General features: G+C 66.1%; 26 protein-coding genes. 16 read left to right on the top strand and 10 right to left on the bottom strand.

Translation table 11 applies throughout. From position 1 onward, the window contains the following. Positions 1-35 precede the first annotated feature (35 nt). A complete protein-coding gene (locus tag AC1RB9_RS21890) occupies positions 36-1,019 on the bottom strand; it encodes a tripartite tricarboxylate transporter substrate binding protein (protein WP_003085519.1) in 984 nt (327 codons plus the stop codon). Between the two features lie 29 nt (positions 1,020-1,048). Further along, positions 1,049-2,332: an OprD family porin gene (locus AC1RB9_RS21885; RefSeq protein WP_003116508.1), complete on the bottom strand. Its 1,284-nt coding sequence runs from the start codon at positions 2,330-2,332 to the stop codon at positions 1,049-1,051. A 210-nt stretch (positions 2,333-2,542) separates the two neighbouring features. Between AC1RB9_RS21885 and AC1RB9_RS21880 the strand changes: the two genes are divergently transcribed. Further along, positions 2,543-3,214 (top strand): response regulator, encoded by a 672-nt coding sequence (locus tag AC1RB9_RS21880; RefSeq protein WP_003085524.1) that lies wholly within the window; start codon positions 2,543-2,545, stop codon positions 3,212-3,214. Further along, on the top strand, positions 3,207-4,589 hold the full coding sequence (locus tag AC1RB9_RS21875) for a sensor histidine kinase (RefSeq protein ID WP_003454689.1): 1,383 nt from the start codon (positions 3,207-3,209) through the stop codon (positions 4,587-4,589). Before AC1RB9_RS21880 ends, AC1RB9_RS21875 begins: the two co-directional genes overlap by 8 nt. A gap of 8 nt (positions 4,590-4,597) precedes the next feature. Here the strand turns inward: AC1RB9_RS21875 and AC1RB9_RS21870 are convergent, their stop codons facing one another. Beyond that, a complete protein-coding gene (locus AC1RB9_RS21870) occupies positions 4,598-5,434 on the bottom strand; it encodes an HDOD domain-containing protein (RefSeq protein WP_003085528.1) in 837 nt (278 codons plus the stop codon). A 100-nt stretch (positions 5,435-5,534) separates the two neighbouring features. Then, positions 5,535-6,479: a CAF17-like 4Fe-4S cluster assembly/insertion protein YgfZ gene (ygfZ, locus tag AC1RB9_RS21865; protein WP_003101947.1), complete on the bottom strand. Its 945-nt coding sequence runs from the start codon at positions 6,477-6,479 to the stop codon at positions 5,535-5,537. Positions 6,480-6,751: 272 nt separating this feature from the next. On the opposite strand from ygfZ, the gene AC1RB9_RS21860 reads away from it, so the two are divergent. Both AC1RB9_RS21860 and AC1RB9_RS21855 read left to right on the top strand, forming a co-directional pair. Further along, positions 6,752-7,006 (top strand): FAD assembly factor SdhE, encoded by a 255-nt coding sequence (locus AC1RB9_RS21860; protein WP_003085532.1) that lies wholly within the window; start codon positions 6,752-6,754, stop codon positions 7,004-7,006. Then, positions 6,990-7,442 carry a protein YgfX gene (locus AC1RB9_RS21855; RefSeq protein WP_003454678.1) on the top strand — a complete coding sequence of 151 codons (453 nt, stop codon included), beginning with the start codon at positions 6,990-6,992 and terminating at the stop codon, positions 7,440-7,442. Before AC1RB9_RS21860 ends, AC1RB9_RS21855 begins: the two co-directional genes overlap by 17 nt. Here the strand turns inward: AC1RB9_RS21855 and nadB are convergent. Then, positions 7,411-9,027, bottom strand: a complete 1,617-nt coding sequence (gene nadB / locus AC1RB9_RS21850) for an L-aspartate oxidase (protein ID WP_003114182.1) — start codon at positions 9,025-9,027, stop codon at positions 7,411-7,413. The two genes, AC1RB9_RS21855 and nadB, sit on opposite strands and share 32 nt — an antisense overlap. A gap of 408 nt (positions 9,028-9,435) precedes the next feature. Between nadB and rpoE the strand changes: the two genes are divergently transcribed. The 12 genes from rpoE (at position 9,436) to pdxJ (ending at position 19,960) form a co-directional block, all read left to right on the top strand. After that, the gene (rpoE, locus tag AC1RB9_RS21845; protein ID WP_003085543.1) at positions 9,436-10,017 is read left to right on the top strand and encodes an RNA polymerase sigma factor RpoE/AlgU; all 582 of its coding nucleotides are present in this window, start codon (positions 9,436-9,438) and stop codon (positions 10,015-10,017) included. A gap of 31 nt (positions 10,018-10,048) precedes the next feature. Further along, complete coding sequence (mucA, locus tag AC1RB9_RS21840; RefSeq protein ID WP_003101958.1) at positions 10,049-10,633, top strand: anti-sigma factor MucA; 585 nt, start codon at positions 10,049-10,051, stop codon at positions 10,631-10,633. 8 nt (positions 10,634-10,641) lie between these two features. Continuing rightward, on the top strand, positions 10,642-11,592 hold the full coding sequence (mucB, locus tag AC1RB9_RS21835) for a sigma factor AlgU regulator MucB (RefSeq protein WP_003101960.1): 951 nt from the start codon (positions 10,642-10,644) through the stop codon (positions 11,590-11,592). After that, positions 11,589-12,044 carry an alginate biosynthesis regulator MucC gene (gene mucC, locus AC1RB9_RS21830; RefSeq protein ID WP_003110245.1) on the top strand — a complete coding sequence of 152 codons (456 nt, stop codon included), beginning with the start codon at positions 11,589-11,591 and terminating at the stop codon, positions 12,042-12,044. Before mucB ends, mucC begins: the two co-directional genes overlap by 4 nt. A gap of 39 nt (positions 12,045-12,083) precedes the next feature. Continuing rightward, entirely contained in the window at positions 12,084-13,508 is a 1,425-nt protein-coding gene (gene mucD / locus AC1RB9_RS21825) for a serine protease MucD (protein ID WP_003101964.1), read from the top strand. 149 nt (positions 13,509-13,657) lie between these two features. After that, positions 13,658-15,457, top strand: a complete 1,800-nt coding sequence (lepA, locus tag AC1RB9_RS21820; protein WP_003085555.1) for a translation elongation factor 4 — start codon at positions 13,658-13,660, stop codon at positions 15,455-15,457. 5 nt (positions 15,458-15,462) lie between these two features. Then, positions 15,463-16,317, top strand: a complete 855-nt coding sequence (gene lepB / locus AC1RB9_RS21815) for a signal peptidase I (protein ID WP_003101969.1) — start codon at positions 15,463-15,465, stop codon at positions 16,315-16,317. 168 nt (positions 16,318-16,485) lie between these two features. After that, complete coding sequence (locus AC1RB9_RS21810) at positions 16,486-16,863, top strand: DUF4845 domain-containing protein (protein WP_003085562.1); 378 nt, start codon at positions 16,486-16,488, stop codon at positions 16,861-16,863. Then, positions 16,860-17,549, top strand: coding sequence for a ribonuclease III (gene rnc / locus AC1RB9_RS21805; protein WP_003085565.1), 690 nt, complete (start codon positions 16,860-16,862; stop codon positions 17,547-17,549). Before AC1RB9_RS21810 ends, rnc begins: the two co-directional genes overlap by 4 nt. Continuing rightward, complete coding sequence (era, locus tag AC1RB9_RS21800) at positions 17,542-18,459, top strand: GTPase Era (RefSeq protein WP_003085566.1); 918 nt, start codon at positions 17,542-17,544, stop codon at positions 18,457-18,459. Before rnc ends, era begins: the two co-directional genes overlap by 8 nt. A gap of 60 nt (positions 18,460-18,519) precedes the next feature. Then, positions 18,520-19,221, top strand: coding sequence for a DNA repair protein RecO (recO, locus tag AC1RB9_RS21795; RefSeq protein WP_003101972.1), 702 nt, complete (start codon positions 18,520-18,522; stop codon positions 19,219-19,221). Beyond that, positions 19,214-19,960 carry a pyridoxine 5'-phosphate synthase gene (gene pdxJ, locus AC1RB9_RS21790; RefSeq protein ID WP_003101974.1) on the top strand — a complete coding sequence of 249 codons (747 nt, stop codon included), beginning with the start codon at positions 19,214-19,216 and terminating at the stop codon, positions 19,958-19,960. The genes recO and pdxJ overlap by 8 nt, the downstream gene beginning before the upstream one ends. A gap of 88 nt (positions 19,961-20,048) precedes the next feature. On the opposite strand, the gene cmoB is transcribed toward pdxJ, so the two are convergent. The 5 genes from cmoB to AC1RB9_RS21765 all read right to left on the bottom strand — a co-directional run bounded on the left by cmoB (position 20,049) and on the right by AC1RB9_RS21765 (position 23,818). Continuing rightward, the gene (cmoB, locus tag AC1RB9_RS21785; protein WP_003085573.1) at positions 20,049-21,017 is read right to left on the bottom strand and encodes a tRNA 5-methoxyuridine(34)/uridine 5-oxyacetic acid(34) synthase CmoB; all 969 of its coding nucleotides are present in this window, start codon (positions 21,015-21,017) and stop codon (positions 20,049-20,051) included. Continuing rightward, positions 21,014-21,754 carry a carboxy-S-adenosyl-L-methionine synthase CmoA gene (gene cmoA / locus AC1RB9_RS21780; protein WP_003123029.1) on the bottom strand — a complete coding sequence of 247 codons (741 nt, stop codon included), beginning with the start codon at positions 21,752-21,754 and terminating at the stop codon, positions 21,014-21,016. The genes cmoB and cmoA overlap by 4 nt, the downstream gene beginning before the upstream one ends. Before the next feature lie 104 nt (positions 21,755-21,858). Further along, positions 21,859-22,431 (bottom strand): hypothetical protein, encoded by a 573-nt coding sequence (locus AC1RB9_RS21775; protein ID WP_003085577.1) that lies wholly within the window; start codon positions 22,429-22,431, stop codon positions 21,859-21,861. A 131-nt stretch (positions 22,432-22,562) separates the two neighbouring features. Beyond that, positions 22,563-23,315, bottom strand: coding sequence for a substrate-binding periplasmic protein (locus tag AC1RB9_RS21770; RefSeq protein WP_003101979.1), 753 nt, complete (start codon positions 23,313-23,315; stop codon positions 22,563-22,565). A gap of 98 nt (positions 23,316-23,413) precedes the next feature. Continuing rightward, complete coding sequence (locus tag AC1RB9_RS21765) at positions 23,414-23,818, bottom strand: protease inhibitor I42 family protein (RefSeq protein WP_003085581.1); 405 nt, start codon at positions 23,816-23,818, stop codon at positions 23,414-23,416. Between the last annotated feature and the right edge of the window lie 15 nt (positions 23,819-23,833).

The following is a 23,833-nucleotide window of genomic DNA, read 5'->3' as shown; positions in this document are numbered from 1 at the left end:
TGGCGCGGCCGGGGTCCGGCCGCGCGCGGGCTGGCTTACTGGATCAGGCCGAAGTCCTTGGCCAGTTGCTTGTACTGCTGGACCTGCTGCTTCACGTAGCCGTCGAGTTCCTCGCCGGTCATGGCGAAGGGGAACAGCTCGCGCTGGTCGCGCAGCTTGGCGAAGTCCTCGGAGGCCAGCAGTTGGTCGAAGGCGTTCTTCCACCAGGCGTAGTCTTCGTCGCTGACCTTCGGCCCGAGGTAGAACCCGCGAACCACCGGCCAGACGATGTCGTAGCCCTGTTCCTTGGCGGTGGGGATGTTGGCCATCGCCGCCTCCGGCAGGCGTTCTTCGGAGAACACCGCGAGCAGGCGCATGTCGCCGCTCAGGATGTGCGGCATGGAGTCGGAAATGTCGGTGCTGCCGACCTGGATGTGCCCGCCGAGCAGCGCGGTGGCGATCTCGCCGCCGCCTTCCAGGGCCACGTAGCGCAGGTCGCGCGGATTGATCCCGGCGGCCTTGGCGATCAGCGCGGTCTGCATCCAGTCCTGGCTGCCGACGGTGCCGCCGGAGCCGATCACCACCTTGCTCGGGTCGGCCTTGAGCGCCTTCACCAGGTCGTCGAGGTTCTTGTAGGGCGAGTCGGTGCGCACCGCGATGGCGCCGTAGCTGGTGCCGATGGCGGCCAGCCATTTCACCGCGTTCTCGTCGAAGCGGCCGAACTTGCCCTGGGCCAGGTTCAGCAGCGAGCCGCTGGAGAAGGCGGTGATGGTGCCGGCGTCGCCCGGGCGTTGGGCGACCACCGCGTTATAGGCGACCGCGCCGACGCCGCCGGGCATGTAGGTGACGCGCATCGGCTTGCTCAGCAGCTTGGCCTCGACCAGGGCGCTCTGCGCCAGCTTGCAGGTGAGGTCGAAACCGCCGCCGGGGGACGCCGGGGCGATGCATTCGGGACGCTTGGGTTCGGCCACGGCGGCGCCGGCCAGCAGCAGGCCGGCGGCAACCAAGGCGAGGGGACGAAAAGACAGTTTCATCATCATCGGTGCTCCTGTGGAGTTCTTGTTCTGGCTTACCAGATCGGCAGGGTATAGCTGACGATCAGGCGGTTCTCATCGATGTCGCGGGTGAAATTGGAACGGAAGGTCGCGTTGCGCCAGCGGATTCCGAGGTTCTTCAGCGCGCCGCTCTGGAACACGTACTGCAGTTCGGTGTTGCGCTCCCATTCGCGGCCTTCGCCGCGCTGCCCGGCGAGTTCGACATTGTCGCCCTTGACGTAGCGGGTCATGAAGGTCAGGCCGGGAATGCCGAGGCCGACGAAGTCGTAGTCGTAGCGCAGTTGCCAGGAGCGCTCCTTGGGGCCGGCGAAGTCGTTGACCTGGACGAAGTTGACCAGGTACGGGTTGCTGCCTTCCAGGTAGGGGAAGGCGTCGTCGCCGTTCATTCGCTGCCAGGCCGCGCCGAAGGCATGGTTGCCAAGGCTGTAGGTGAACATGCCGTTGAGCGACTTGTTGTCGATGCCGCCGGCCTTGGCCGAGCCGCTGTCGGTGCTGCGGGCGAAGCGCAGGTCGCTGGTCAGTTCGCCGGGACCGATCGGCCAGCTGTGCAGCAGGCCGACGAAGTGCTGGCGGTAGACGTCCTGCAGGTTGCTGTAGTGATAGCTGGCGGTGAGTTGGTCGGTGAGCTTGTAGTCCAGTCCGCCGAGGTCGAAGTGATCGGCGCTGACCCCGGCGAAGCGGCCGTTCTTGTCGTTCAGCGCGAGGTCCTCGGAGTCGCTGGAGTCGCGGATCTTGGTCTTTTCCAGGCGCCCGGCGGTGAAGCCGAGGTCCTTGATCTCCTTCGAGGTGAGCAGCGCGCCTTCGAATATCTGCGGGAAGATCCGCCCGTTGTTCGGTTGTACCGATGGCAGCTTCGGAATCAGCGTGCCGACTTTCAGCTCGCTCTGCGAGACCTTGACCTTGGCGGTCAGGCCCAGTTTCGAGTAGGTGTCCGGCGCGCGGCCGTCGGAATCCTTCGGCAGCAGTCCGGTACCGCTGCGGCCGCGGCCGGAGTCGAGCTTGACGCCGAGCATGCCCATGGCGTCGAGGCCGAAGCCGACGGTGCCCTGGGTGTAGCCGGACTGCAGGTTGAGGATGAAGCCTTGCGCCCACTCCTCGCGCTTGGACTGGCCGGGGCCGTCGCGGAAGTCGCGGTTCATGTAGAAGTTGCGGGTTTCCAGGCTGGCCTTGCTGTCTTCGAGGAAGCCGGCGGCGTTGCCCAGGGGCGCGATGCCGGCGAGCACGACGGCGGTGGTGGTCAGGGTGGTGCTGCGGGACGAACGTACAGACCTTGCGGCCTGCGGCAGGGAAGTCGACATGCAGTGGTCTCCGATTCTTGTTCTTGTACGCCGAGCACCACGCTGCAGGGCGTTTTGGCGGACGATCTGCGCCGTCCATCGACTGATCCTAAGGCGCCAAGCTTTCGCCAGGCTTTCAGCAATCCCCGGTGGCAGAGAAGCCATTTACCGGAGGGTTTTCCCCGGTACACTTCGCCTCTTGTGCCCTCATCCGGTGGTGGAGAACCGTCCATGCGCATCCTTCTGGTGGAAGATCATCCGCAGCTCGCCGAAAGCGTGGTCCAGGCGCTCAAGGGCGCCGGCTGGACGGTAGACCTGCTGCAGGACGGGGTGGCCGCCGACCTGGCCCTGGCCAGCGAGGAGTACGCCCTGGCGATCCTCGACGTCGGCCTGCCGCGGATGGACGGCTTCGAGGTGCTGGCGCGCCTGCGCGGGCGCGGCAAGACCCTGCCGGTGCTGATGCTGACTGCGCGCGGCGAGGTGAAGGACCGGGTGCACGGCCTCAATCTCGGCGCCGACGACTACCTGGCAAAGCCTTTCGAACTGTCCGAGCTGGAGGCGCGGGTCAAGGCCCTGCTGCGCCGCAGCGTGCTCGGTGGCGAACAGTTGCAGCGCTGCGGCGCCCTGGTCTACGACCTCGGCACCCGGCGCTTCAGCCTCGACGAGCAGCCGCTGACCCTGACCTCGCGGGAACAGGCGGTGCTGGAAGCGATGATCGCCCGTCCGGGGCGGGTGATGAGCAAGGAGCAACTGGCCGCCCAGGTCTTCGGCCTGGACGAGGAGGCCAGCGCCGACGCCATCGAGATCTACGTCCACCGCCTGCGCAAGAAGCTGGAAGGCGGCGCCGTGCGCATAGTCACCTTCCGCGGCCTCGGCTACCTGCTGGAGGCGCAGGGTGACTGATGCCGGCAGCCTGCGCGGAAGGCTGCTGCTGTGGCTGGCCCTGCTCCTGCTGCTGGTGCTCCTGGCGAGCGGCCTGAGCGCCTACTGGAACGGTCGCGAGGTGGCCGACACCGCCTACGACCGGACCTTGCTGGCCTCGGCGCGGGCGATCGCCGACGGGCTCTACGAGAAGGACGGCACCCTGCGCGCCGACGTCCCCTACGTGGCACTGGATACCTTCGCCTACGACAGCGCCGGGCGGATCTTCTACCAGGTCAACGACATCCACGGACGGATGATCTCCGGCTACGAGAGTCTTCCGGCGGCACCCGCCGATGCCCTGCGCACCGACGACTACCCGGCCCTGGCCAAGTTCTACGACGGCGTCTACCAGGGCGTCGACGTACGCGTGGTGAGCCTGCTGCAACCGGTCAGCGAACCGAGCATGAGCGGCATGGCGGAGATCCGCGTGGCGGAGACCGAAGGCGCCCGCGAGCGCATGGCGCGCAGCCTGATGACCGATACCCTGCTGCGCCTGGGCGTCCTCGGCGTCGGCGCGCTGGTGCTGGTGTGGCTGGCGGTGAGCGCCGCGCTGCGTCCGCTGGATCGCCTGCGCCGCGAGGTGGAAGAGCGCCAGCCGGACGACCTGCGGCCGTTGCCGATGCTAGAGGTCCAGCATGAATTGCGGCCGCTGGTGGAGTCGCTGAACCACTTCACCCAGCGCCTGCGCAGCCTGTTCGAGCGGCAGTCGCAGTTCATCGCCGATGCCGCCCACGAGTTGCGCACGCCGCTGGCGGCGCTCAAGGCGCGCCTGGAACTGGGCCTGCGCGAGCAGGAGCCGGAAGCCTGGCGTTCGACCCTGGAGACCACGGCGAAGAACACCGACCGCCTGATCCACCTGGCCAACCAGCTGCTTTCCCTGGCGCGCATCGAAAGCGGCGCCCAGGCCATTGCCGAGGGTGGCGCCGAGCGTATCGACCTGACCGCCCTGGCCCGGGAACTGGGCCTGGCGCTGGCGCCGCTGGCCTATGCGCGGGGAGCCTCGCTGGCGCTGGAAAGCGCCGGGCCGGTGTGGATCCAGGGTGAACCGACGCTGCTCAACGAATTGCTCAGCAACCTGCTGGACAACGCGCTGGCGCACACCCCGCAGGGCGGCAACGTGATCCTCAGGGTGCTGGAGGGGGGCGTGCTGGAAGTGGAAGACGATGGTCCGGGAATTCCCGCCGCCGACCGCGAGCGGGTCTTCCAGCGCTTCTACCGGCGCGGCGACAGCCCCGGCAGCGGCCTGGGGCTGGCGATCGTCGGCGAGGTCTGCCGGGCGCACCGGGCGCAGATCCAGCTCGACCAGGGCGAACTGGGCGGCTTGCTGGTGCGGGTGCGCTTCCCGGCGGAGTAGGGCGGGGTCTATTGCAGCATGCTGGTGGCGGCCTCCAGGGCGCTGGAGAGGTCCTCGTCTTCCTTCATGTCGACGGTCGGCTCGAGGCCGAGCTTGGCGAACGCCGGGATCTGGCTCCAGTCCAGGCGGGTATAGGGATGCTCGCTGCCAAGGTAGCTCTGCAGGGTGGCGACCTGGACCAGGTCGGTATAGTCCGCGCGCGGCGAGTTGCGGGTGAAGTCCAGGTGCTGGCGCGGGACCTCGGCGATCGGCGCGGGGAAATCCCAGGCCTTGAGGATGCGCTCGCCGATCAGCGGATGGATGCGCTCGATCACATGGCTCAGGCTGATGGAGTCCGACAGCAGCTCGTTGTGATCCTCGGCGTAGGTGAGGATCGGCAGCACGCCGATCTGGTGCACCAGCCCGGCCAGGGTCGCCTGGTCCGGCGCCAGGCGGGTGTAGTGACGGGCCAGCACGTGGCAGATGCCGGCGATCTCGGTGCTCTTGTTCCAGACTTCGCGCATCTTGCGGTCGACCACGTCGGTGGTGGCCTGGAACATCTGCTCCATGGCCAGGCCGGTGGCCAGGTTGCAGGTGTAGTTGATGCCCAGCCGGCTGATCGCCATCTGCAGGTCGGTGATTTCCTTCGGGCTGCGCAGCAGCGGACTGTTCACCACGCGGATGATGCGCGCGGTCAGCGCCGCGTCGTTGCCGATCACCTTGCTCAGGGCCTGGATGCTGACATCCGGGTCTTCCGCCGCCTCACGGACCTGCAGGGCCACCTCGGGCAGGGTCGGCAGCACCAGTTCATCCTGATCGATGGCGCGGATCAGGTCCTGTTGGACTTTGTCGGCAAGCTTGCTCATGGCATTTCCTTTGAAAACGCAATGGCCGGAGCACGCTCTACGTGCACCGGCCATGGGAATACTGGCGGGCCGTCCGCGGACGGCGAGGCACAGTTTACGGTCAGCGCTGGATTTCGCGGTCGCTGTCCAGCGTGTAAGGCAGATTGAGGAGGACGAGCGGCGCTCCTTCGGCGCTTCCGAGGCTGATCCGGCCGTCGGCGACGGCGTCGTCCTGCAGCACGGCGAGCAATTCCACGCTGTTCTCCGGCGTACGGGCGGCCAGTACCACTTCGCCGACGCTGGTGGAATGGACTGGCGAGAACAGCCCGGTGCCGGGCGCCGGCACCTCGTCTGCGTCCAGCGCCAGGCGATACAGGCGGCGCTTGAGGCGGCCGAGATACTGCATGCGGGCGACGATTTCCTGGCCGGTATAGCAGCCCTTCTTGAAGCTGACCCCGCCGACCGCCTGCAGGTTGATCATCTGTGGGATGAACAGCTCGCGGGTAGCGCCGAACACCTGGCCGATGCCTGCGCGCACCTGGCCGAGCAGCCAATCGTCGAGCGGCGCCTCGCGGCTGTGCTCGCGGAGCGTGGCAAGCACCGCCTCGGCGCGCTGCGCCGGAACCCATAGCTCGACGCGGGCGTCGCCCAGGGCGACGGCGAGCAGGTCGCCGTGGCGGGCGATCCTGCCGCTCTCCGCCGGGGTGTCTATCCCCAGGGCGCGCAGTGCCTCGCTGGCGTCGCGCAAGCCTATGCGGAGCCAGGCTGCGCTCTCGTCGGCAAGGCTGGCCTTGGAGAATACGGCGTATTTCTTCAGGTCCGCCAACTGGGCCTCGAGCAGCTCGCCGGCCATCGCCAGCAGCAGGCCGTCGCCCTCGGGCAGGATGCGGAAGCTCGATAGCAGGCGGCCCTTGATGTTGCAGCGGCCGCCGAGGCTGGAGGTCTCGTCGTTGAGGTAGGCGAGGTTGCAGGTCAGCTGGCCCTGGAGGAACTTGGCGGCGTCAGGGCCGCGGACGGCGAGGATGCCTTCATGGACTAGCGGGGTGTGGAAAGCGGGGTCGGCCATTGCGATGCTGCGCGGTCAGTCAGTCAGGACCGTCATCATAGAACTCGGTCCGAGGCTTGTCAGCGGGCAAGAATGCCTGGCGCATCCGCCTTGGCGGTTGTCGGACACTTCCGAGGCCGCCGTCGGCATGGGCCTGCGTCCCGCGCGGATACCCTTGGTTTGCCGGGCAATACGACCAAGGGCGGACGCCGGCGGAGCGACGCCTCGTCATCGGGCCGCGCCATTCGAGCGCAACCGCCCTATAATGCCGGGCGTTTTCGAGGAGCCCGAACATGGCAGATGAAACCGAACTGAAACGACTCTACTGGCACAGCCGTCGCGGCATGCTGGAACTGGATGTGCTGCTGGTGCCTTTCGTGCAGGAGGTTTACCCGGGCCTGGACGCCGAGGACCAGGCGCGCTTCCGCAAGCTGCTGGAGTGCGAGGACCAGGACATGTTCGGTTGGTTCATGCAGCGCGGCGAGCCGGAAGACGCCGACCTGCGGCGGATGGTGCGGATGATCCTGGACCGTGTCCAGCCGGATTGAGCCGTTCGAATGCCGCTGGCGGGTCTCTCCGATCCTGCTGGCGGCGAGCCTGGCACTGTGGGCCCTGGCGCTGCTGTCGATCCTGCTGGCGGCGCTGCCGGTCTGGCTGAAGCCGCCGCTTGCGCTGGTCTGCCTGGCCTACGGTGCCTGGGGGCTGTACCGCCAGGTACTGCTGCGCGGCTCGCGGGCCTTCCGCGGCTTGCGCCATGACGAGCGGGGCTGGCAGCTGTGGAGCGCCGGAAGCGGCTGGCAAGCGGTGCAATTGCGCCCTGACAGCCTGGCGCTGCCCTGGCTGATCGTACTGCGCGTGCGCCTGCCGGGCCGCTGGCGCATCCTTGGCTGCTGTATCCCGGCCGATGCATTGGGCGCCGACAGCCATCGGCGCCTGCGTGTCCGCCTGCGCTTCAGTCGCCGTAGATGGGCGGCACCAGGATAGTGTCGCGGGCTTCGGGCAGCAGGTCCGGATAATCCAGCGTGTAGTGCAGGCCCCGGCTTTCGCGGCGCTGCATGGCCGAGCGGATGATCAGCTCGGCGACCAGTGCCAGGTTGCGCAACTCGATCAGGTCGCGGCTGACCTTGTAGTTGCTGTAGAACTCGTCGATCTCGCTGAGCAGCAGGCGTACCCGGTGCTGGGCGCGCTGCAGGCGCTTGTTGGTGCGCACGATACCGACGTAGTCCCACATGAAACGCCGCAGTTCGTCCCAGTTGTGCGCGATGATCACGTCCTCGTCGGAGTCGGTGACCTGGCTGGCGTCCCAGCTCGGCAGGCTTTCCGGCACGGGCGTGCCGGGCAGGCGCTGGAGCATGTCGGCGGCGGCAGAGCGGGCATAGACGAAGCATTCTAGCAGCGAATTGCTGGCCATGCGGTTGGCGCCGTGCAGGCCGGTGAAGGTGGTTTCGCCGATGGCGTAGAGGCCCGGCACGTCGGTATGCCCGTGCTGGTCGACGAGCACGCCGCCGCAGGTATAGTGAGCGGCCGGCACTACCGGGATCGGTTGCTGGGTAATGTCGATGCCGAAGTCCAGGCAGCGCTCGTAGACGGTGGGGAAGTGCGCCTTGATGAACTCGGCCGGCTTGTGGCTGATGTCCAGGTAGACGCAGTCGATCCCCAGACGCTTCATTTCATGGTCGATGGCGCGGGCCACGATATCCCGGGGCGCCAGCTCGCCACGCGGGTCGAAGCGCGGCATGAAACGCTCGCCATTGGGCAGGCGGAGCAGGGCGCCTTCGCCGCGCAATGCCTCGGTGATGAGGAAACTCTTGGCCTGCGGGTGGTACAGGCAGGTCGGGTGGAACTGGTTGAACTCCAGGTTGCCGACCCGGCAGCCGGCGCGCCAGGCCATGGCGATGCCGTCGCCGGAGTTGCCGTCGGGATTGCTGGTATAAAGGTAGACCTTGCTCGCGCCACCGGAGGCCAGCACGCTGAAGCGGGCACGGAAGGTATCGACTTCGCCGCTTTCCCGATTCAGCACGTAGGCGCCCAGGCAGCGCTTGCTCGGCAGGCCTAGCTTGCGCTCGGTGATCAGGTCGACCGCCACCCGCTGCGACAGCAACTCGATGTTCGGTCGCCGCCGGGCCTGGGCCAGCAAGGTATTGAAGATCGCGGCGCCGGTGGCGTCGGCGGCATGGATGATGCGCCGGTGGCTGTGCCCGCCTTCGCGGGTCAGGTGGTATTCGAAGCTGCCTTCCTCGTGGTTGTGCTGCTCGTCGCGGGTGAAGGGCACCCCCTGTTCGATCAGCCACTGGATCGCTTCGCGGCTATGCTCCACGGTGAAGCGCACCGCATCCTCGCGGCACAGGCCGCCACCGGCGACCAGGGTGTCCTCGACGTGGGATTCCACGGTGTCGGTATCGTCCAGCACGGCGGCCACGCCGCCCTGGGCCCAGTAGGTCGAGCCCTGCGACAGTTCGCCCTTGCTGAGGACGGCGATGCGCAGGTGTTCCGGAAGGGTCAAGGCCAGACTCAGGCCGGCGGCGCCGCTGCCGATGACCAGTACATCGTGTTGATAATGTTGGCTCATGCCCGCATTTCCCCGTGGTGGAGCCCTAGTATATAGAAGGGCCTGGCGGCACAATAGCGCACCCCCGCTGCCGGTCCGGCGGATGAGCTGCGGGCCTGTCATCGGCAGGCGTCATCAGAGCGGGGCGATGTAGTGCTGGAACTTTCTTAGACGCATCGGTTCCAAAGCAGGATGCCTGAAGACCTCGTCCGGTTGGCCTACCCAGCGGCACAGAGGCCGGGCCCTGAGCCCGATGCAATCCATTTTCGCGGGGCCCGGACACGATGTCCGGGGCCGCACGTCACGAGCGAGGAAAAAACTCGTGACGCATGCTTGGAGGGGAGAACTTTTGCAAGAAGCCCGAGTCTATCTTGGCAAGACGATTCGCTGGGACGCTCGAAGCTCCTCCAGGTTCGAAGAGGAGCTTTCATGCTAACCCAGGAACAGGATCAGCAACTGGTTGAACGGGTACAGCGCGGAGACAAGCGGGCTTTCGATCTGCTGGTACTGAAATACCAGCACAAGATACTGGGATTGATCGTGCGGTTCGTGCACGACGCCCAGGAAGCCCAGGACGTAGCGCAGGAAGCCTTCATCAAGGCATACCGTGCGCTCGGCAATTTCCGCGGCGATAGTGCTTTTTATACCTGGCTGTATCGGATCGCCATCAACACCGCGAAGAACCACCTGGTCGCTCGCGGGCGTCGGCCACCGGACAGCGATGTGACCGCAGAGGATGCGGAGTTCTTCGAGGGCGACCACGCCCTGAAGGACATCGAGTCGCCGGAACGGGCGATGTTGCGGGATGAGATCGAGGCCACCGTGCACCAGACCATCCAGCAGTTGCCCGAGGATTTGCGCACGGCCCTGACCCTGCGCGAGTTCGAAGGTTTGAGTTACGAAGATATCGCCACCGTGATGCAGTGTCCGGTGGGGACGGTACGGTCGCGGATCTTCCGCGCTCGTGAAGCAATCGACAAAGCTCTGCAGCCTTTGTTGCGAGAAGCCTGACACAGCGGCAAATGCCAAGAGAGGTATCGCTATGAGTCGTGAAGCCCTGCAGGAAACTCTGTCCGCTGTGATGGATAACGAAGCGGATGAACTCGAGTTGCGGCGGGTGCTCGCAGCTTGCGGCGAGGATGCCGAGCTGCGTTCCACCTGGTCGCGTTACCAGCTGGCGCGGTCCGTCATGCACCGCGAGCCTACCCTGCCGAAGCTGGATATCGCTGCGGCGGTCTCTGCTGCCCTGGCCGACGAGGCCGCTCCGCCGAAAGCGGAGAAGGGACCGTGGCGGATGGTCGGTCGCCTGGCGGTCGCTGCCTCGGTGACCCTGGCGGTGCTGGCCGGCGTGCGTCTGTACAACCAGAACGACGCCCTGCCGCAGATGGCGCAACAGGGGACCACCCCGCAGATCGCCCTGCCTCAGGTGAAAGGCCCGGCCGTGCTGGCCGGCTACAGCGAAGAGCAGGGGGCGCCGCAGGTGATCACCAACTCCTCGTCCAGCGATACCCGCTGGCATGAGCAGCGTCTGCCGATCTACCTGCGTCAGCACGTGCAACAATCCGCCGTCAGTGGTACAGAGAGCGCGCTGCCCTACGCTCGGGCAGCCAGCCTGGAAAACCGCTGAGGAGAGACATGCGCACCACCTCCCTGTTGCTTTTGCTTGGCAGCCTGATGGCGGTTCCCGCTACTCAGGCTGCCGACGCTTCCGACTGGCTGAATCGTCTCGCCGAGGCCGATCGCCAGAACAGTTTCCAAGGCACCTTCGTCTACGAGCGCAATGGCAGCTTCTCCACCCATGAGATCTGGCATCGCGTGGAGAGCGATGGTGCGGTTCGCGAGCGCCTGCTCCAGCTCGACGGCGCGCGCCAGGAAGTGGTCCGGGTCGACGGGCGCACCCAGTGCATCAGCGGCGGCCTTGCCGACCAACTGGCCGATGCCCAGCTGTGGCCGGTGCGCAAGTTCGATCCCTCCCAGCTGGCTTCCTGGTACGACCTGCGCCTGGTCGGCGAATCCCGTGTCGCCGGCCGCCCGGCAGTGGTCCTTGCGGTGACTCCGCGCGACCAGCATCGCTACGGCTTCGAGCTGCACCTGGACCGCGACACCGGCCTGCCGTTGAAGTCGCTGCTGCTGAACGAGAAGGGGCAGTTGCTCGAGCGCTTCCAGTTCACCCAGTTGAATACCGGCGCGGCACCTGCCGAAGACCAGTTGCAGGCGGGCGCCGAATGCCAGGTCGTCGGCCCGGCCAAGGCCGACGGCGAGAAGACCGTGGCCTGGCGCTCGGAATGGCTGCCGCCAGGTTTCACCCTGACCCGCAGTTTCATGCGTCGCAGTCCGGTCACCCCCGATCCGGTCGCCTGCCTGACCTATGGCGATGGCCTGGCACGATTCTCGGTGTTCATCGAGCCGCTGCACGGTGCCATGGTTGGCGACGCGCGCAGCCAGCTCGGCCCGACCGTGGTGGTTTCCAAGCGCCTGCAGACCGATGACGGCGGCCAGATGGTGACCGTCGTCGGCGAAGTGCCGCTGGGCACCGCCGAGCGGGTGGCGCTGTCCATCCGGCCCGAGGCCGCCGCCCAGAAATGATCGAGGAGCAGGGGCGAGTGGTGGCGACCGAGCCGGGAGCGGTATGGGTCGAGACCGTGCGCCGCAGTACCTGCTCGTCCTGCTCGGCCAATGCCGGTTGCGGCCAGGGGCTGATGCAGCGCCTGGGCGTCGGCGCGGGGCGTGCCCGGGTGCGCGCGTTGAGCGACCTGAGCCTGCGGGTCGGCGATGCGGTCGTCCTAGGAATTCATGAAGACCTGTTGTTGCGCGCCTCCGTCCTCTTCTATCTTTTCCCTCTGCTCGGGTTTTTCGTGGCAGCATTGCTGGCGACCCGGGCGGGCCTTGTCGAACCTCTGATCATCGTGTCCGGGCTGGCGGGTTTGCTGGCGGCCTGGCTATTGGTGCGTCGGCATGCTCGTCGTCATGCCGATGATCCAGCCTCGCAGCCGGTGGTTCTGCGAGCGCTGATTTCCGGGCCGTCCGATTCGGCCTGAGTCTTTCTCTTCCCTCGAACATCACGGGAGCTGTAGTCGATGCATACCCTAAAACGCTGTATGGCTGCGATGGTGGCCTTGCTGGCCTTGAGCCTGGCGATGACGGCCCGGGCAGAACTGCCGGACTTCACGCCTTTGGTCGAACAGGCGTCGCCGGCGGTGGTGAATATCAGTACGCGGCAGAAGCTGCCGGATCGCGCCATGGCGCGCGGGCAGCTGTCTATCCCCGACCTCGAAGGGCTGCCGCCGATGTTCCGCGACTTCCTCGAACGCAGCATCCCGCAGGTTCCGCGCAATCCGCGCGGCCAGCAGCGCGAGGCGCAATCGCTGGGTTCCGGCTTCATCATCTCCAACGACGGCTACATCCTCACCAACAATCACGTCGTGGCCGATGCCGACGAGATCCTGGTGCGCCTGTCCGACCGTAGCGAGCACAAGGCCAAGCTGGTCGGCGCGGACCCGCGCAGCGACGTGGCGGTGCTGAAGATCGAGGCGAAGAACCTGCCGACCCTGAAACTGGGCGATTCGAACAAGCTGAAAGTGGGCGAATGGGTCCTGGCCATCGGTTCGCCGTTCGGCTTCGATCACTCGGTCACCGCCGGTATCGTCAGTGCCAAGGGTCGTAGCCTGCCGAACGAGAGCTACGTACCCTTCATCCAGACCGACGTGGCGATCAACCCGGGTAACTCCGGCGGTCCGCTGCTGAACCTGCAGGGCGAAGTGGTCGGCATCAACTCGCAGATCTTCACCCGTTCCGGCGGCTTCATGGGCCTGTCCTTCGCCATTCCGATCGATGTCGCGCTGAACGTCGCCGACCAGTTGAAGAAAGCCGGCAAGGTCAGTCGCGGCTGGCTGGGCGTGGTGATCCAGGAAGTGAACAAGGATCTCGCCGAGTCCTTCGGCCTCGACAAGCCGTCCGGCGCGCTGGTGGCGCAACTGGTGGAAGACGGCCCGGCGGCCAAGGGTGGCCTGCAGGTGGGCGATGTGATCCTCAGCCTGAACGGCCAGTCGATCAACGAGTCCGCCGACCTGCCGCACCTGGTGGGCAACATGAAGCCGGGCGACAAGATCAACCTGGACGTGATTCGCAACGGCCAGCGCAAGTCCCTGAGCATGGCGGTAGGCAGCCTTCCGGACGACGACGAGGAAATCGCCTCGATGGGCGCTCCGGGCGCCGAGCGCAGCAGCAACCGCCTGGGCGTGACCGTCGCCGACCTGACCGCCGAGCAGCGCAAGAGCCTGGATATCCAGGGCGGCGTGGTGATCAAGGAAGTCCAGGACGGTCCGGCCGCGGTCATCGGCCTGCGTCCGGGCGATGTCATCACCCACCTGGACAACAAGGCGGTGACCTCGACCAAGGTCTTCGCCGACGTGGCCAAGGCCCTGCCGAAGAACCGTTCGGTTTCGATGCGGGTGCTGCGCCAGGGACGCGCCAGCTTCATTACCTTCAAGCTGGCCGAATAAGCCGGCTGGCGAAAAAAGGGCGGTTTCCACCGCCCTTTTTCATGCCCGTCAATCCGTTACCTGCGTGACGCCTTGCCCGAGCATCAGGTAAACTCCCCGGCTATTTTTCGGCGGATTGCCGCCCTTGCCCTTTTCGAGTGTGTTGAGCCGTGAGCGACCTGAGCCATATCCGCAATTTCTCCATCATTGCCCATATCGACCATGGCAAGTCGACGCTGGCCGATCGCTTCATCCAGATGTGCGGCGGCCTCTCCGATCGCGAAATGGAGGCCCAGGTCCTGGACTCCATGGACCTGGAGCGCGAGCGCGGGATCACCATCAAGGCCCACAGCGTGACCCTGCACTACAAGGCGCAGGACGGTAAGACCTACCAGCTCAACTTCATCGATACCCCCGGCCACGTCGACTTCACCTACGAAGTCAGCCGCTCGCTGGCCGCCTGCGAGGGCGCGCTGCTGGTAGTGGACGCCGGCCAGGGCGTCGAGGCGCAGTCCGTCGCCAATTGCTACACCGCCATCGAGCAGGGGCTGGAAGTGATGCCCGTGCTGAACAAGATGGACCTGCCCCAGGCCGAGCCGGAGCGGGTGAAAGAGGAAATCGAGAGCATCATCGGCATCGACGCCACCGACGCCGTGGCCTGCAGCGCCAAGAGCGGGATGGGCGTGCTGGAGGTGCTGGAGCGCCTGGTGACCGCCATCCCCGCCCCGGAAGGCGAGATCGAGGCGCCGCTGCAGGCGCTGATCATCGACTCCTGGTTCGACAACTACCTCGGCGTGGTCTCGCTGGTACGGGTGAAGAACGGCCGGGTGAAGAAGGGCGACAAGATCCTGGTGAAGTCCACCGGCAAGGTCCACCAGGTGGACAGCGTCGGGGTATTCACTCCGAAGCACACCGAGACCGTCGACCTGAAGGCGGGCGAGGTGGGCTTCATCATCGCCGGTATCAAGGATATCCACGGCGCGCCGGTGGGCGATACGCTGACCCTGAACAACACGCCGGACGTCGAGGTCCTGCCGGGCTTCAAGCGGGTCAAGCCGCAGGTCTACGCGGGCCTGTTCCCGGTCAGCTCGGACGATTTCGAGGACTTCCGCGACGCCCTGCAGAAACTGACCCTCAACGACTCGTCGCTGCAATACGAGCCGGAAAGCTCCGAAGCCCTGGGCTTCGGCTTCCGTTGCGGCTTCCTCGGCATGCTGCACATGGAGATCATCCAGGAGCGCCTGGAGCGCGAATACGACCTGGACCTGATCACCACCGCGCCCACGGTGGTCTTCGAGATCGTGCAGAAGAATGGCGAGATCATCTACGTCGACAACCCGTCCAAGCTCCCGGACCTGGCGTCGATCCAGGAAATGCGCGAACCGATCTGCCGCGCCACCATCCTGGTGCCCAAGGACCACCTGGGCAACGTGATCACCCTGTGCATCGAGAAGCGCGGCGTGCAGCGCGACATGCACTTCCTCAGCGGCCAGGTGCAGGTGGTCTACGACCTGCCGATGAACGAGGTGGTGCTCGACTTCTTCGATCGCCTCAAGTCCACCAGCCGCGGCTATGCTTCCCTGGACTACAGCTTCGATCGTTTCGAGCCGTCCAACCTGGTTCGTCTCGACGTGCTGATCAATGGCGAGAAGGTCGACGCCCTCGCCCTGATCGTCCACCGCGACAACGCCCCCTACAAGGGCCGCCAGCTGGTGGAGAAAATGAAGGAACTGATCCCGCGGCAGATGTTCGACGTGGCGATCCAGGCAGCCATCGGTGGGCAGATCATCGCCCGCTCGACGGTCAAGGCGCTCAGGAAGAACGTGCTGGCCAAGTGTTACGGTGGCGACGTGAGCCGTAAACGCAAGCTGCTGGAGAAGCAGAAGGCTGGTAAGAAAAGGATGAAGCAGGTCGGTAGCGTGGAAATTCCCCAGGAAGCCTTCCTCGCCGTGCTCAAAGTGGATAGCTAGAACCCATGACACTCAATTTCCCGTTGTTGCTGGTCATCGCCGTGGCTGTATGCGGCGCCCTGGCCCTGGTCGACCTGGTGCTGTTCGCGCCGCGTCGGCGGGCCGCGATCTCTTCCTACGAAGGGCAGGTGAACGAGCCCGATCCGGCAGTGCTGGAGAAGCTCAACAAGGAACCGCTGCTGGTGGAGTACGGCAAGTCGTTCTTCCCGGTGCTGTTCATCGTGCTGGTGCTGCGTTCCTTCCTGGTCGAGCCGTTCCAGATTCCCTCGGGGTCGATGAAACCTACCCTCGAGGTCGGCGATTTCATCCTGGTCAACAAGTTCGCCTACGGTATCCGCCTGCCGGTGCTGGACACCAAGGTGATCCCGATCGGTGATCCGCAGCGCGGCGATGTCATGGTGTTCCGCTATCCCAGCGAACCGAACATCAACTACATCAAGCGCGTGGTCGGCCTGCCCGGCGACACCGTGCGCTACACCAAGGAAAAGCGCCTGTACGTCAACGGCGAGCTGGTGGCGGAGAAACTGGTCGGCGAGGAACCGGGCACCCTGGGCAGCGTGACCCTGTACCAGGAGAAGCTGGGCCAGGCCGAGCACCTGATCCGCAAGGAAATGAGCCGCTATCGCATCGAGCCCGACCGCCAGTGGACCATTCCCGCCGGCCACTACTTCATGATGGGCGACAACCGCGACAACTCCAACGACAGCCGCTACTGGAACGATCCGAAGATCCCCAAGGATCTGCTGGGCATGGTTCCGGACCGCAATATCGTCGGCAAGGCCTTCGCCGTGTGGATGAGCTGGCCCGATCCGAAGATGAGCAACCTGCCGAACTTCTCCCGGGTCGGCGTGATTCACTGACCTGTGCGCAGGTTCGCCACGCGGAAGGGCGCTCCTGCTGAATAATCGCGAAGCGGGGCTGCTCCCGAGGGCAGCCCCGCTTTCACTTCCGCGAACGCCGCCGCAGGGCCCTGCCCGATGGCGTTACCGCTCGCTGGACGGAATAACTACACTGACATGAGGTCCGACATGAGGTTCGCGCGTTCGCAGAAGGGGATGTCCCTGCTGGGGTGGCTGGTGGTGCTGGGCGTGGTGGCGTTCTTCGCCAGCGCCGCGTTCAAGATCATCCCGCACTACATGGATTACTACTCGCTGGAGAAGGTGATCACTTCCGTGGAGACCGACAAGGCGGCCGAGGTGCGTTCCGTGCCGGAGTTCTACAGCTACGTCGGCAAGGGGATGCAGATCAACGGCATCCGCAACCTGGACCTGGAGAAGGCCCTGGAGGTGCAACTGGAAGACAACCAATTCCGGGCGCACCTGAAATATGAAAAACGCGAGCCACTGATCAGCAACATCGACCTGGTGGTCCACTTCGACAAAGAATTCCGTGTACGCATGCCGTGAGTAATTCGCTGGACCGACTCGAGCGCAAGCTCGGCTATACCTTCAAAGACCGGGACCTGATGGTCCTGGCCCTGACCCATCGCAGCTACGCCGGGCGCAACAACGAGCGCCTGGAGTTCCTCGGTGACGCCATTCTCAACTTCGTCATCGGCGAGGCGCTGTTCCACCACTTCCCGCAGGCTCGCGAAGGCCAGCTTTCGCGCCTGCGCGCGCGACTGGTCAAGGGCGAGACCCTGGCCCTGCTGGCGCGCGGCTTCGAGGTGGGCGACTACCTGCGGCTGGGCTCGGGCGAGCTGAAGAGCGGCGGGTTCCGCCGCGAGTCGATCCTCGCCGATGCGATGGAAGCCCTGATCGGCGCCATCTACCTGGATACCGGCATGGACTCCGCGCGCGAGCGGATCATCGCCTGGCTCGGACCGCAACTGCGCGAGCTGACCCCGGTGGACACCAACAAGGACCCCAAGACCCGCCTGCAGGAGTTCCTGCAGTCGCGTGGCTGCGACCTGCCGCGCTACGAGGTGGTGGATATCCAGGGCGAACCCCATTGCCGGACCTTCTTCGTCGATTGCGAAGTGGCCCTGCTGAGCGACAAGACCCACGGGCACGGCGGCAGCCGCCGCATCGCCGAGCAGGTGGCCGCGGCCGCCGCGCTGGTGGCCCTGGGCGTGGAGAATGGCCATGACTGACATGCACGACGACATCCCCGCCGGCAGCCGTTGCGGCTACGTGGCGATCGTGGGGCGCCCCAATGTGGGCAAGTCCACCCTGCTCAACCACATCCTCGGGCAGAAGCTGGCGATCACCTCGCGCAAGCCGCAGACCACCCGCCACAACATGCTCGGGATCAAGACCGAGGGCGAGGTGCAGGCCGTCTACGTCGATACGCCCGGCCTGCACAAGAGCGGCGAGAAGGCCCTCAACCGCTACATGAACCGTACCGCCAGCGCGGCATTGAAGGATGTCGACGTGGTGATCTTCGTGGTCGACCGCACCCGCTGGACCGAAGAGGACCAGATGGTCCTGGAGCGCGTGCAGTACGTCAGTTGCCCGGTGCTGATCGCGGTGAACAAGACCGACCGCATCGAGGAAAAGGCCGACCTGCTGCCGCACCTCGAATGGCTCACCCAGCAGTTGCCGAAGGCCGAGGTAGTACCGATCTCGGCGCAGCACGGGACCAACCTGGACGTGCTGGAGAAGCTGGTCGCCGAGCGTCTGCCGGAAAGCGAGCACTTCTTCCCCGAAGACCAGATCACCGACCGCAGCAGCCGCTTCCTGGCCGCCGAGCTGGTCCGCGAGAAGATCATGCGCCAGCTCGGCGCCGAGCTGCCCTACCAGATCACCGTGGAGATCGAGGAGTTCAAGCAGGAAGGTCGCATCCTGCATATCCATGCGCTGATCCTGGTGGAGCGCGAGGGGCAGAAGAAGATCATCATCGGCGACAAGGGCGAGCGGATCAAAAGCATCGGCCAGAACGCGCGCAAAGACATGGAAGTGCTGTTCGACTCCAAGGTCATGCTCAACCTCTGGGTCAAGGTCAAGGGCGGCTGGTCCGACGACGAGCGTGCCCTGCGCTCGCTGGGCTACGGCGACCTCTGACCGTTCCCGGCAGCCCGGCGCCAGCCGGGCGACATTCCTCTCGCGCCCGGTCGACCCGCCATGTCCTTCGCCGCCGCCCAAGCCACCTACGTGCTGCATAGCCGGCCGTACAAGGAAACCAGCGCCCTGGTGGATTTCTTCACCCCGCTGGGTCGCCTGCGCGCGGTCCTGCGCGGCGCCCGCGGCAAGGCTGGCGCCCTGGCGCGGCCATTCGTGCCGCTGGAAGCGGAGTGGCGCGGGCGCGGCGAACTGAAGACCGTGGCCCGGCTGGAAAGCGCCGGTGTTCCCAACCTGCTCAATGGCCAGGCGCTGTTCAGCGGTCTCTACCTCAACGAGCTGTTGATCCGCCTGTTGCCGGCGGAAGACCCGCAGCCGGAAATCTTCGCCCACTACGCCGCGACCCTGCCGCTGCTGGCGGCGGGGCGCCCCATCGAACCGCTGCTGCGCGCGTTCGAATGGCGCCTGCTGGAGCAACTGGGCTATGGTTTCGCTCTCGATGTCGACATCGATGGGCGCCCGATCGAGCCGCAGGCGTTGTACCAGCTTTTGCCAGAGGCCGGCCTGGAGCCGGTGGCGCAACTGCAACCCGGGCTGTTCCAGGGCTCCGAACTGTTATCCATGGCCGACGCCGACTGGAGCGCCCCCGGCGCCCTGGCGGCGGCCAAGCGCCTGATGCGCCAGGCGCTCGCTCCCCATCTGGGCGGCCGGCCGCTGGTCAGCCGCGAGCTGTTCATGAACCGTAAGGAGTCACCCCGTGACTGAAGCCACTCGAATTCTGCTCGGCGTGAACATCGATCACGTCGCCACCCTGCGCCAGGCCCGGGGCACCCGCTATCCGGACCCGGTGAAGGCCGCCCTGGACGCCGAGGAAGCCGGCGCCGACGGTATCACCGTGCACCTGCGCGAGGACCGCCGGCATATCCAGGAACGCGACGTGCGGGTGCTCAAGGAAGTGCTGCAGACGCGGATGAACTTCGAGATGGGGGTCACCGAGGAAATGCTCGCCTTCGCCGAGGAGATCCGGCCGGCGCATAGCTGCCTGGTCCCCGAGCGCCGCGAGGAACTGACCACCGAGGGCGGCCTCGACGTCGCCGGCCAGGAACAGCGCATCCGCGACGCGGTGCGACGCCTGGCTGCGGTGGGCAGCGAAGTGTCGCTGTTCATCGATCCCGATCCGCGGCAGATCGAGGCCTCCGCCCGGGTCGGCGCGCCGGCTATCGAACTGCATACCGGTCGCTACGCCGACGCCGAAGACCCCGAGGAGCAGGCCCGTGAACTGCAGCGGGTACGCGAGGGCGTGGCCCTCGGGCGTTCCCTCGGCCTGATCGTCAACGCCGGGCATGGCCTGCACTACCACAATGTCGAGCCGGTCGCGGCCATCGACGGCATCAACGAGCTGAACATCGGCCACGCCATCGTCGCCCACGCCCTGTTCGTCGGCTTCAGGCAGGCGGTGGCCGAGATGAAAGCGCTGATGCTGGCCGCGGCGACCAAGCGCTGAGGCAATCGCGCCCCGCTTGCCGTCGACCTGCGGGGCGGATGAAAGCAAAAAAAAGCCCATCCGAGGATGGGCTTTTCCCTATTCGCTGTCAGGGCTTGCGCGCCACCAGCGTGGCGCGCATCGGTGCCGGCAGGCCTTCGACGGTTCGCGAACGGTCCTGCGGATCGAGGAATTCCGGCAGCGACTGGAAACGCATCCATTCGGTGGAGCGTTGTTCCTCGACGCTGGTCAGGCTGACGTCGACGCAGCGCGCGTCGGCGAACCCGGCGCGGCGCAGCCAGAGCTCCAGGGCTGCCACCGAGGGCAGGAACCAGACGTTGCGCATCTGCGCGTAGCGGTCCTCGGGCACCAGCACGGTGCTGGCGTCGCCTTCCACCACCAGGGTCTCCAGGACCAGTTCGCCGCCGCGCTTCAGGCAGTCCTTGAGCGCCAGCAGGTGGTCGATGGGCGAGCGACGGTGATAGAGCACGCCCATGGAGAATACCGTGTCGAAGCCTTCGAGCTTCTCCGGCAGGTCTTCCAGGGCCAGCGGCAGGTGCCAGGCCGGCAGCTCCGGCAGGTAGCGCTTGGCGGCGAGGAACTGGCAGAGGAACAGCCAGTTCGGATCGACCCCGACCACGCTTTCCGCGCCGGCGCCGAGCATGCGCCACTGGTAGTAGCCGTTGCCGCAGCCGACGTCGAGGACGCGTTTGCCACGCAGTTCGACATGTGGCGAGACACGCTCCCATTTCCAGTCGGAACGCCATTCGGTATCGACCTGTACGCCGAAGAAGTCGAACGGCCCCTTGCGCCAGGGAATCAGCCCTTGCAGCGCTTCCTTCACCTGCGCTTGCAGCGCCGCATCGTGGTCGCTGTGCAGGGCGAAGCGCTGGGCCAGTTCGACCTTCGGCGCGGGCACCTGGGGCAGGCGCTGGACCGCGCTCCACCAACGGGCCAGGTCGCCGTGGCCTTCCTCGATGCGCGCGGCGATCTGCGCGGGCAGGCTGGTCGCCCAGCCGTACAGCGGAGAGCCGGCGAGGTGTCGCTGGAGGGCGTCGAGGGCGAGGTGCTGGATCATGGCAGGGCGATCATCGAGGCGAAGTTGAGACACTGGAACCATTGGCTGACCCGGCTGAAGCCGGCGGCCAGGAGCCGTTCACGGTGTTCCTCGAAGGTGTCGGGGAGCATGACGTTTTCCAGCGCGCTGCGCTTCTGCGCGATCTCCAGCTCGCTGTAGCCGTTGGCACGCTTGAAGGCGATGTGCAGGTCGGTGAGCAGCGCGTGCTCCTGCGCATCGGCGAAGCGCAGTTTCTCCGAGAGGATCAGCGCGCCGCCGGGCAGCAGTGCCTGGCGGATCCTGCGCAGCAGGCCGAGGCGCTGGTCGGGGGCGACGAACTGCAGGGTGAAGTTCATCGCCACCAGCGAGGTGGGTTGCAGGTCCAGGGCGAGAATGTCGGCCTCGATCAGCTCGACCGGCAGCAGCTCCTGGTACATGGCGTCCTGGGCATGCAGGTATTCACTGCAGCGCTCGATCATCGCGTGCGAGTTGTCCACCCCGATCACCCGGCAGCCGTCGTTGCGGACGTGGCGGCGCAGCGACTGGGTGACCGCGCCGAGCGAGCAGCCGAGGTCGTAGAGCACGCTGTTCGGCTGGGCGAACTGCGCGCCGAGTACGCCGATGTTCTCGACGATGGTGGGGTAGCCCGGCACGGAGCGCTTGATCATGTCGGGGAACACGCGCACCACGTCTTCGTTGAACACGAAGTCGGCGACACGTTGCTGGGGTTGGGCGAACAGGCGATCGGACTCGCTCACGCGGGTGACCTCGGGCATCACGGCTTTTCAGGGGGCCGAATTGTAGCCGAGGGATGAGCGTCGCCCAACTGCGCGGCGACGATTCACCCATGCGCGCAGGCGAATCACCTGAGCTTGTCGGAGAAGTACTCTCCCGCGCCCTGCAGCGGACCCAGCGGGTTCTTCTTGTCTTCCAGGCGATGGATGTTCGGTTCGCCGTTGCTGACCTTGTGCACCAGCACGTCGTTGACGAAGACGAACACCGCCTTGAACGACCAGCCCTGCAACTCCCGTTTCTTGCGGAAGTTGAACACGTCCGCCCAGAAGCTGCCGACCCGCTGGGTGTCGGTCTTGCTGAAATCGAAGGCGTAGCCGATGCAACGGTCCTTCGCTTCCAGGCATTGCACCAGGCCGCCCGGCAGGTAATCGATGGGGATGTTCGGCTGGATGAACATGAGCCGCACGTCGATGAACGACAGCATGCGGCCGTTGCCCTGGGTCAATGGATCGAAACCCAGCCCGAACAGCTGCGAACGGGTCGTGCTGCCGGGTTGCGCCTGGGAATAGCGCAGTTCGGCATCGAGGTAGTCGACGAAGGGGGATTGGACTTCCGCTCGTTCGCTGGGCAGCAGGCTGCCGCAGGAGGAAACGAAGACAGTGGATGCCCAGAGCAGTGAGTAACGAAGAGCGGTGCCCATGACGCGCCTCCTTTCGGTGCCGTCGTAGATTGAGTAATAGACGACGCCAAAAAGGCCTGCCGGAATTTATTCAATCGGCTGAAAGCAGCGTGGTTGCTGGTCTGGCGGCGGATTTCCGGCGGCCCGGAAAGTCATTCGAAAGAAAGCCTATAGCGCTCGCCGAGGACCTTCAGGGTGCCTTCGCGACGCAGTTGGCGCAGCCCTTCGTCGAGTTCCGCGAGACGCGCGTCGACCTCCGGCAGGTGCGGGCTGAGGCCGACGTGCAGCGGCTGCCGCCCGGGTAGTCCGCCGGCGCGGCGGATCTGTCCGGCGAGCTGCGGATGATGCTCCAGGTAGTGCTCGATGATGTCGCGGTCTTCCAATAGCACGTCGATGCGGCCGAGCAGCAGTTTCTGCAGGTTGCGCGGCAGCACGCGCTCGCCGCCGAGGACCTGCAGGTGCAGGTCGTCGTCGCCGGCCTGGCTGCGCCAGGCTTCGAAGCGCGGATTGTTCACGTAGCCCTGGGCGAGGCCCAGGCGCTGGCCGAGCAGGGATGCATCGCCGGAGTAGTGCCAGTCGCTGTCGTGGCGGGTATAGAAGGCCAGCCCGACCCAGCCGATGGGCTCGCTGCCGACCCGCAGGCCGTCGAGTCCATAGGCGCCGACCAGGCCGTCGCGATGGCCGTCGCGGACCATCTGCACGGCGCGCGGCCAGGGCAGGCTGTCGAAGTGCGGTGGCTCCCGAAGGACCTGGCTGAGCGCCTCGACCAGGTAGCCGGGCCGCTGCGGCGTGCCAGGGCACAGGTAGGGGCAGCCGTCGTCGCCTGCGAAGCGCAACGGTTCGGCCAGCGAGAGCAGAGGAGCGGCGCAGGACAGGGCGAGCAGGACGAAGGAGGCGCGGAGCATGGAGTCCTCAGGGCGACGGGGCCTGTCAAGATAGGCCAGGTCGCCACGGCGCAGGACGTCGCTCTTCGTACAGAATGTGTCCGCCGCGGGCAGCGGTTTCAGCGCACCTGGATCGCGCAGGAAAAGCTTTCCGCCGGTTCCGCGTCCTTTTCCCAGGGCCGCCGGTAGACCAGTTCCAGGCGGTCGTCGCCGCTGGCGGCGACGCGGAAGCGCCAGGTCGATTCGCCGCCGCTGCCAACCAGGCCGCTGTCTTCTTCGGAATTGCTGTAGACCTCCGGGCCAAGGCGCTTGAGCACGCTGGCAGCAGGGTTGCGCAGTTCCCAGCGGAAGCCGGTGGTGGGATTGCTCGGCAGGGTCAGCACCAGTTCCTGGCCTTGCGTCAGCTTCAGCGGCGAACAGTCGTCGGCGTCGTCCAGGGTGACCACCGGCTTCTGTTGCCCGGCGCAGCCGGCCAGGACCACGATGGACAATGGCAGCAGCAGACGGGAGGGGGAAAAGGACATGCAGCGCTCCTCGGC

It is taken from the genome of Pseudomonas sp. 20-5, assembly GCF_056782835.1.
Note: the sequence above shows the minus strand (reverse complement) of the source record. Positions and strands in the feature narration are given on the sequence as shown.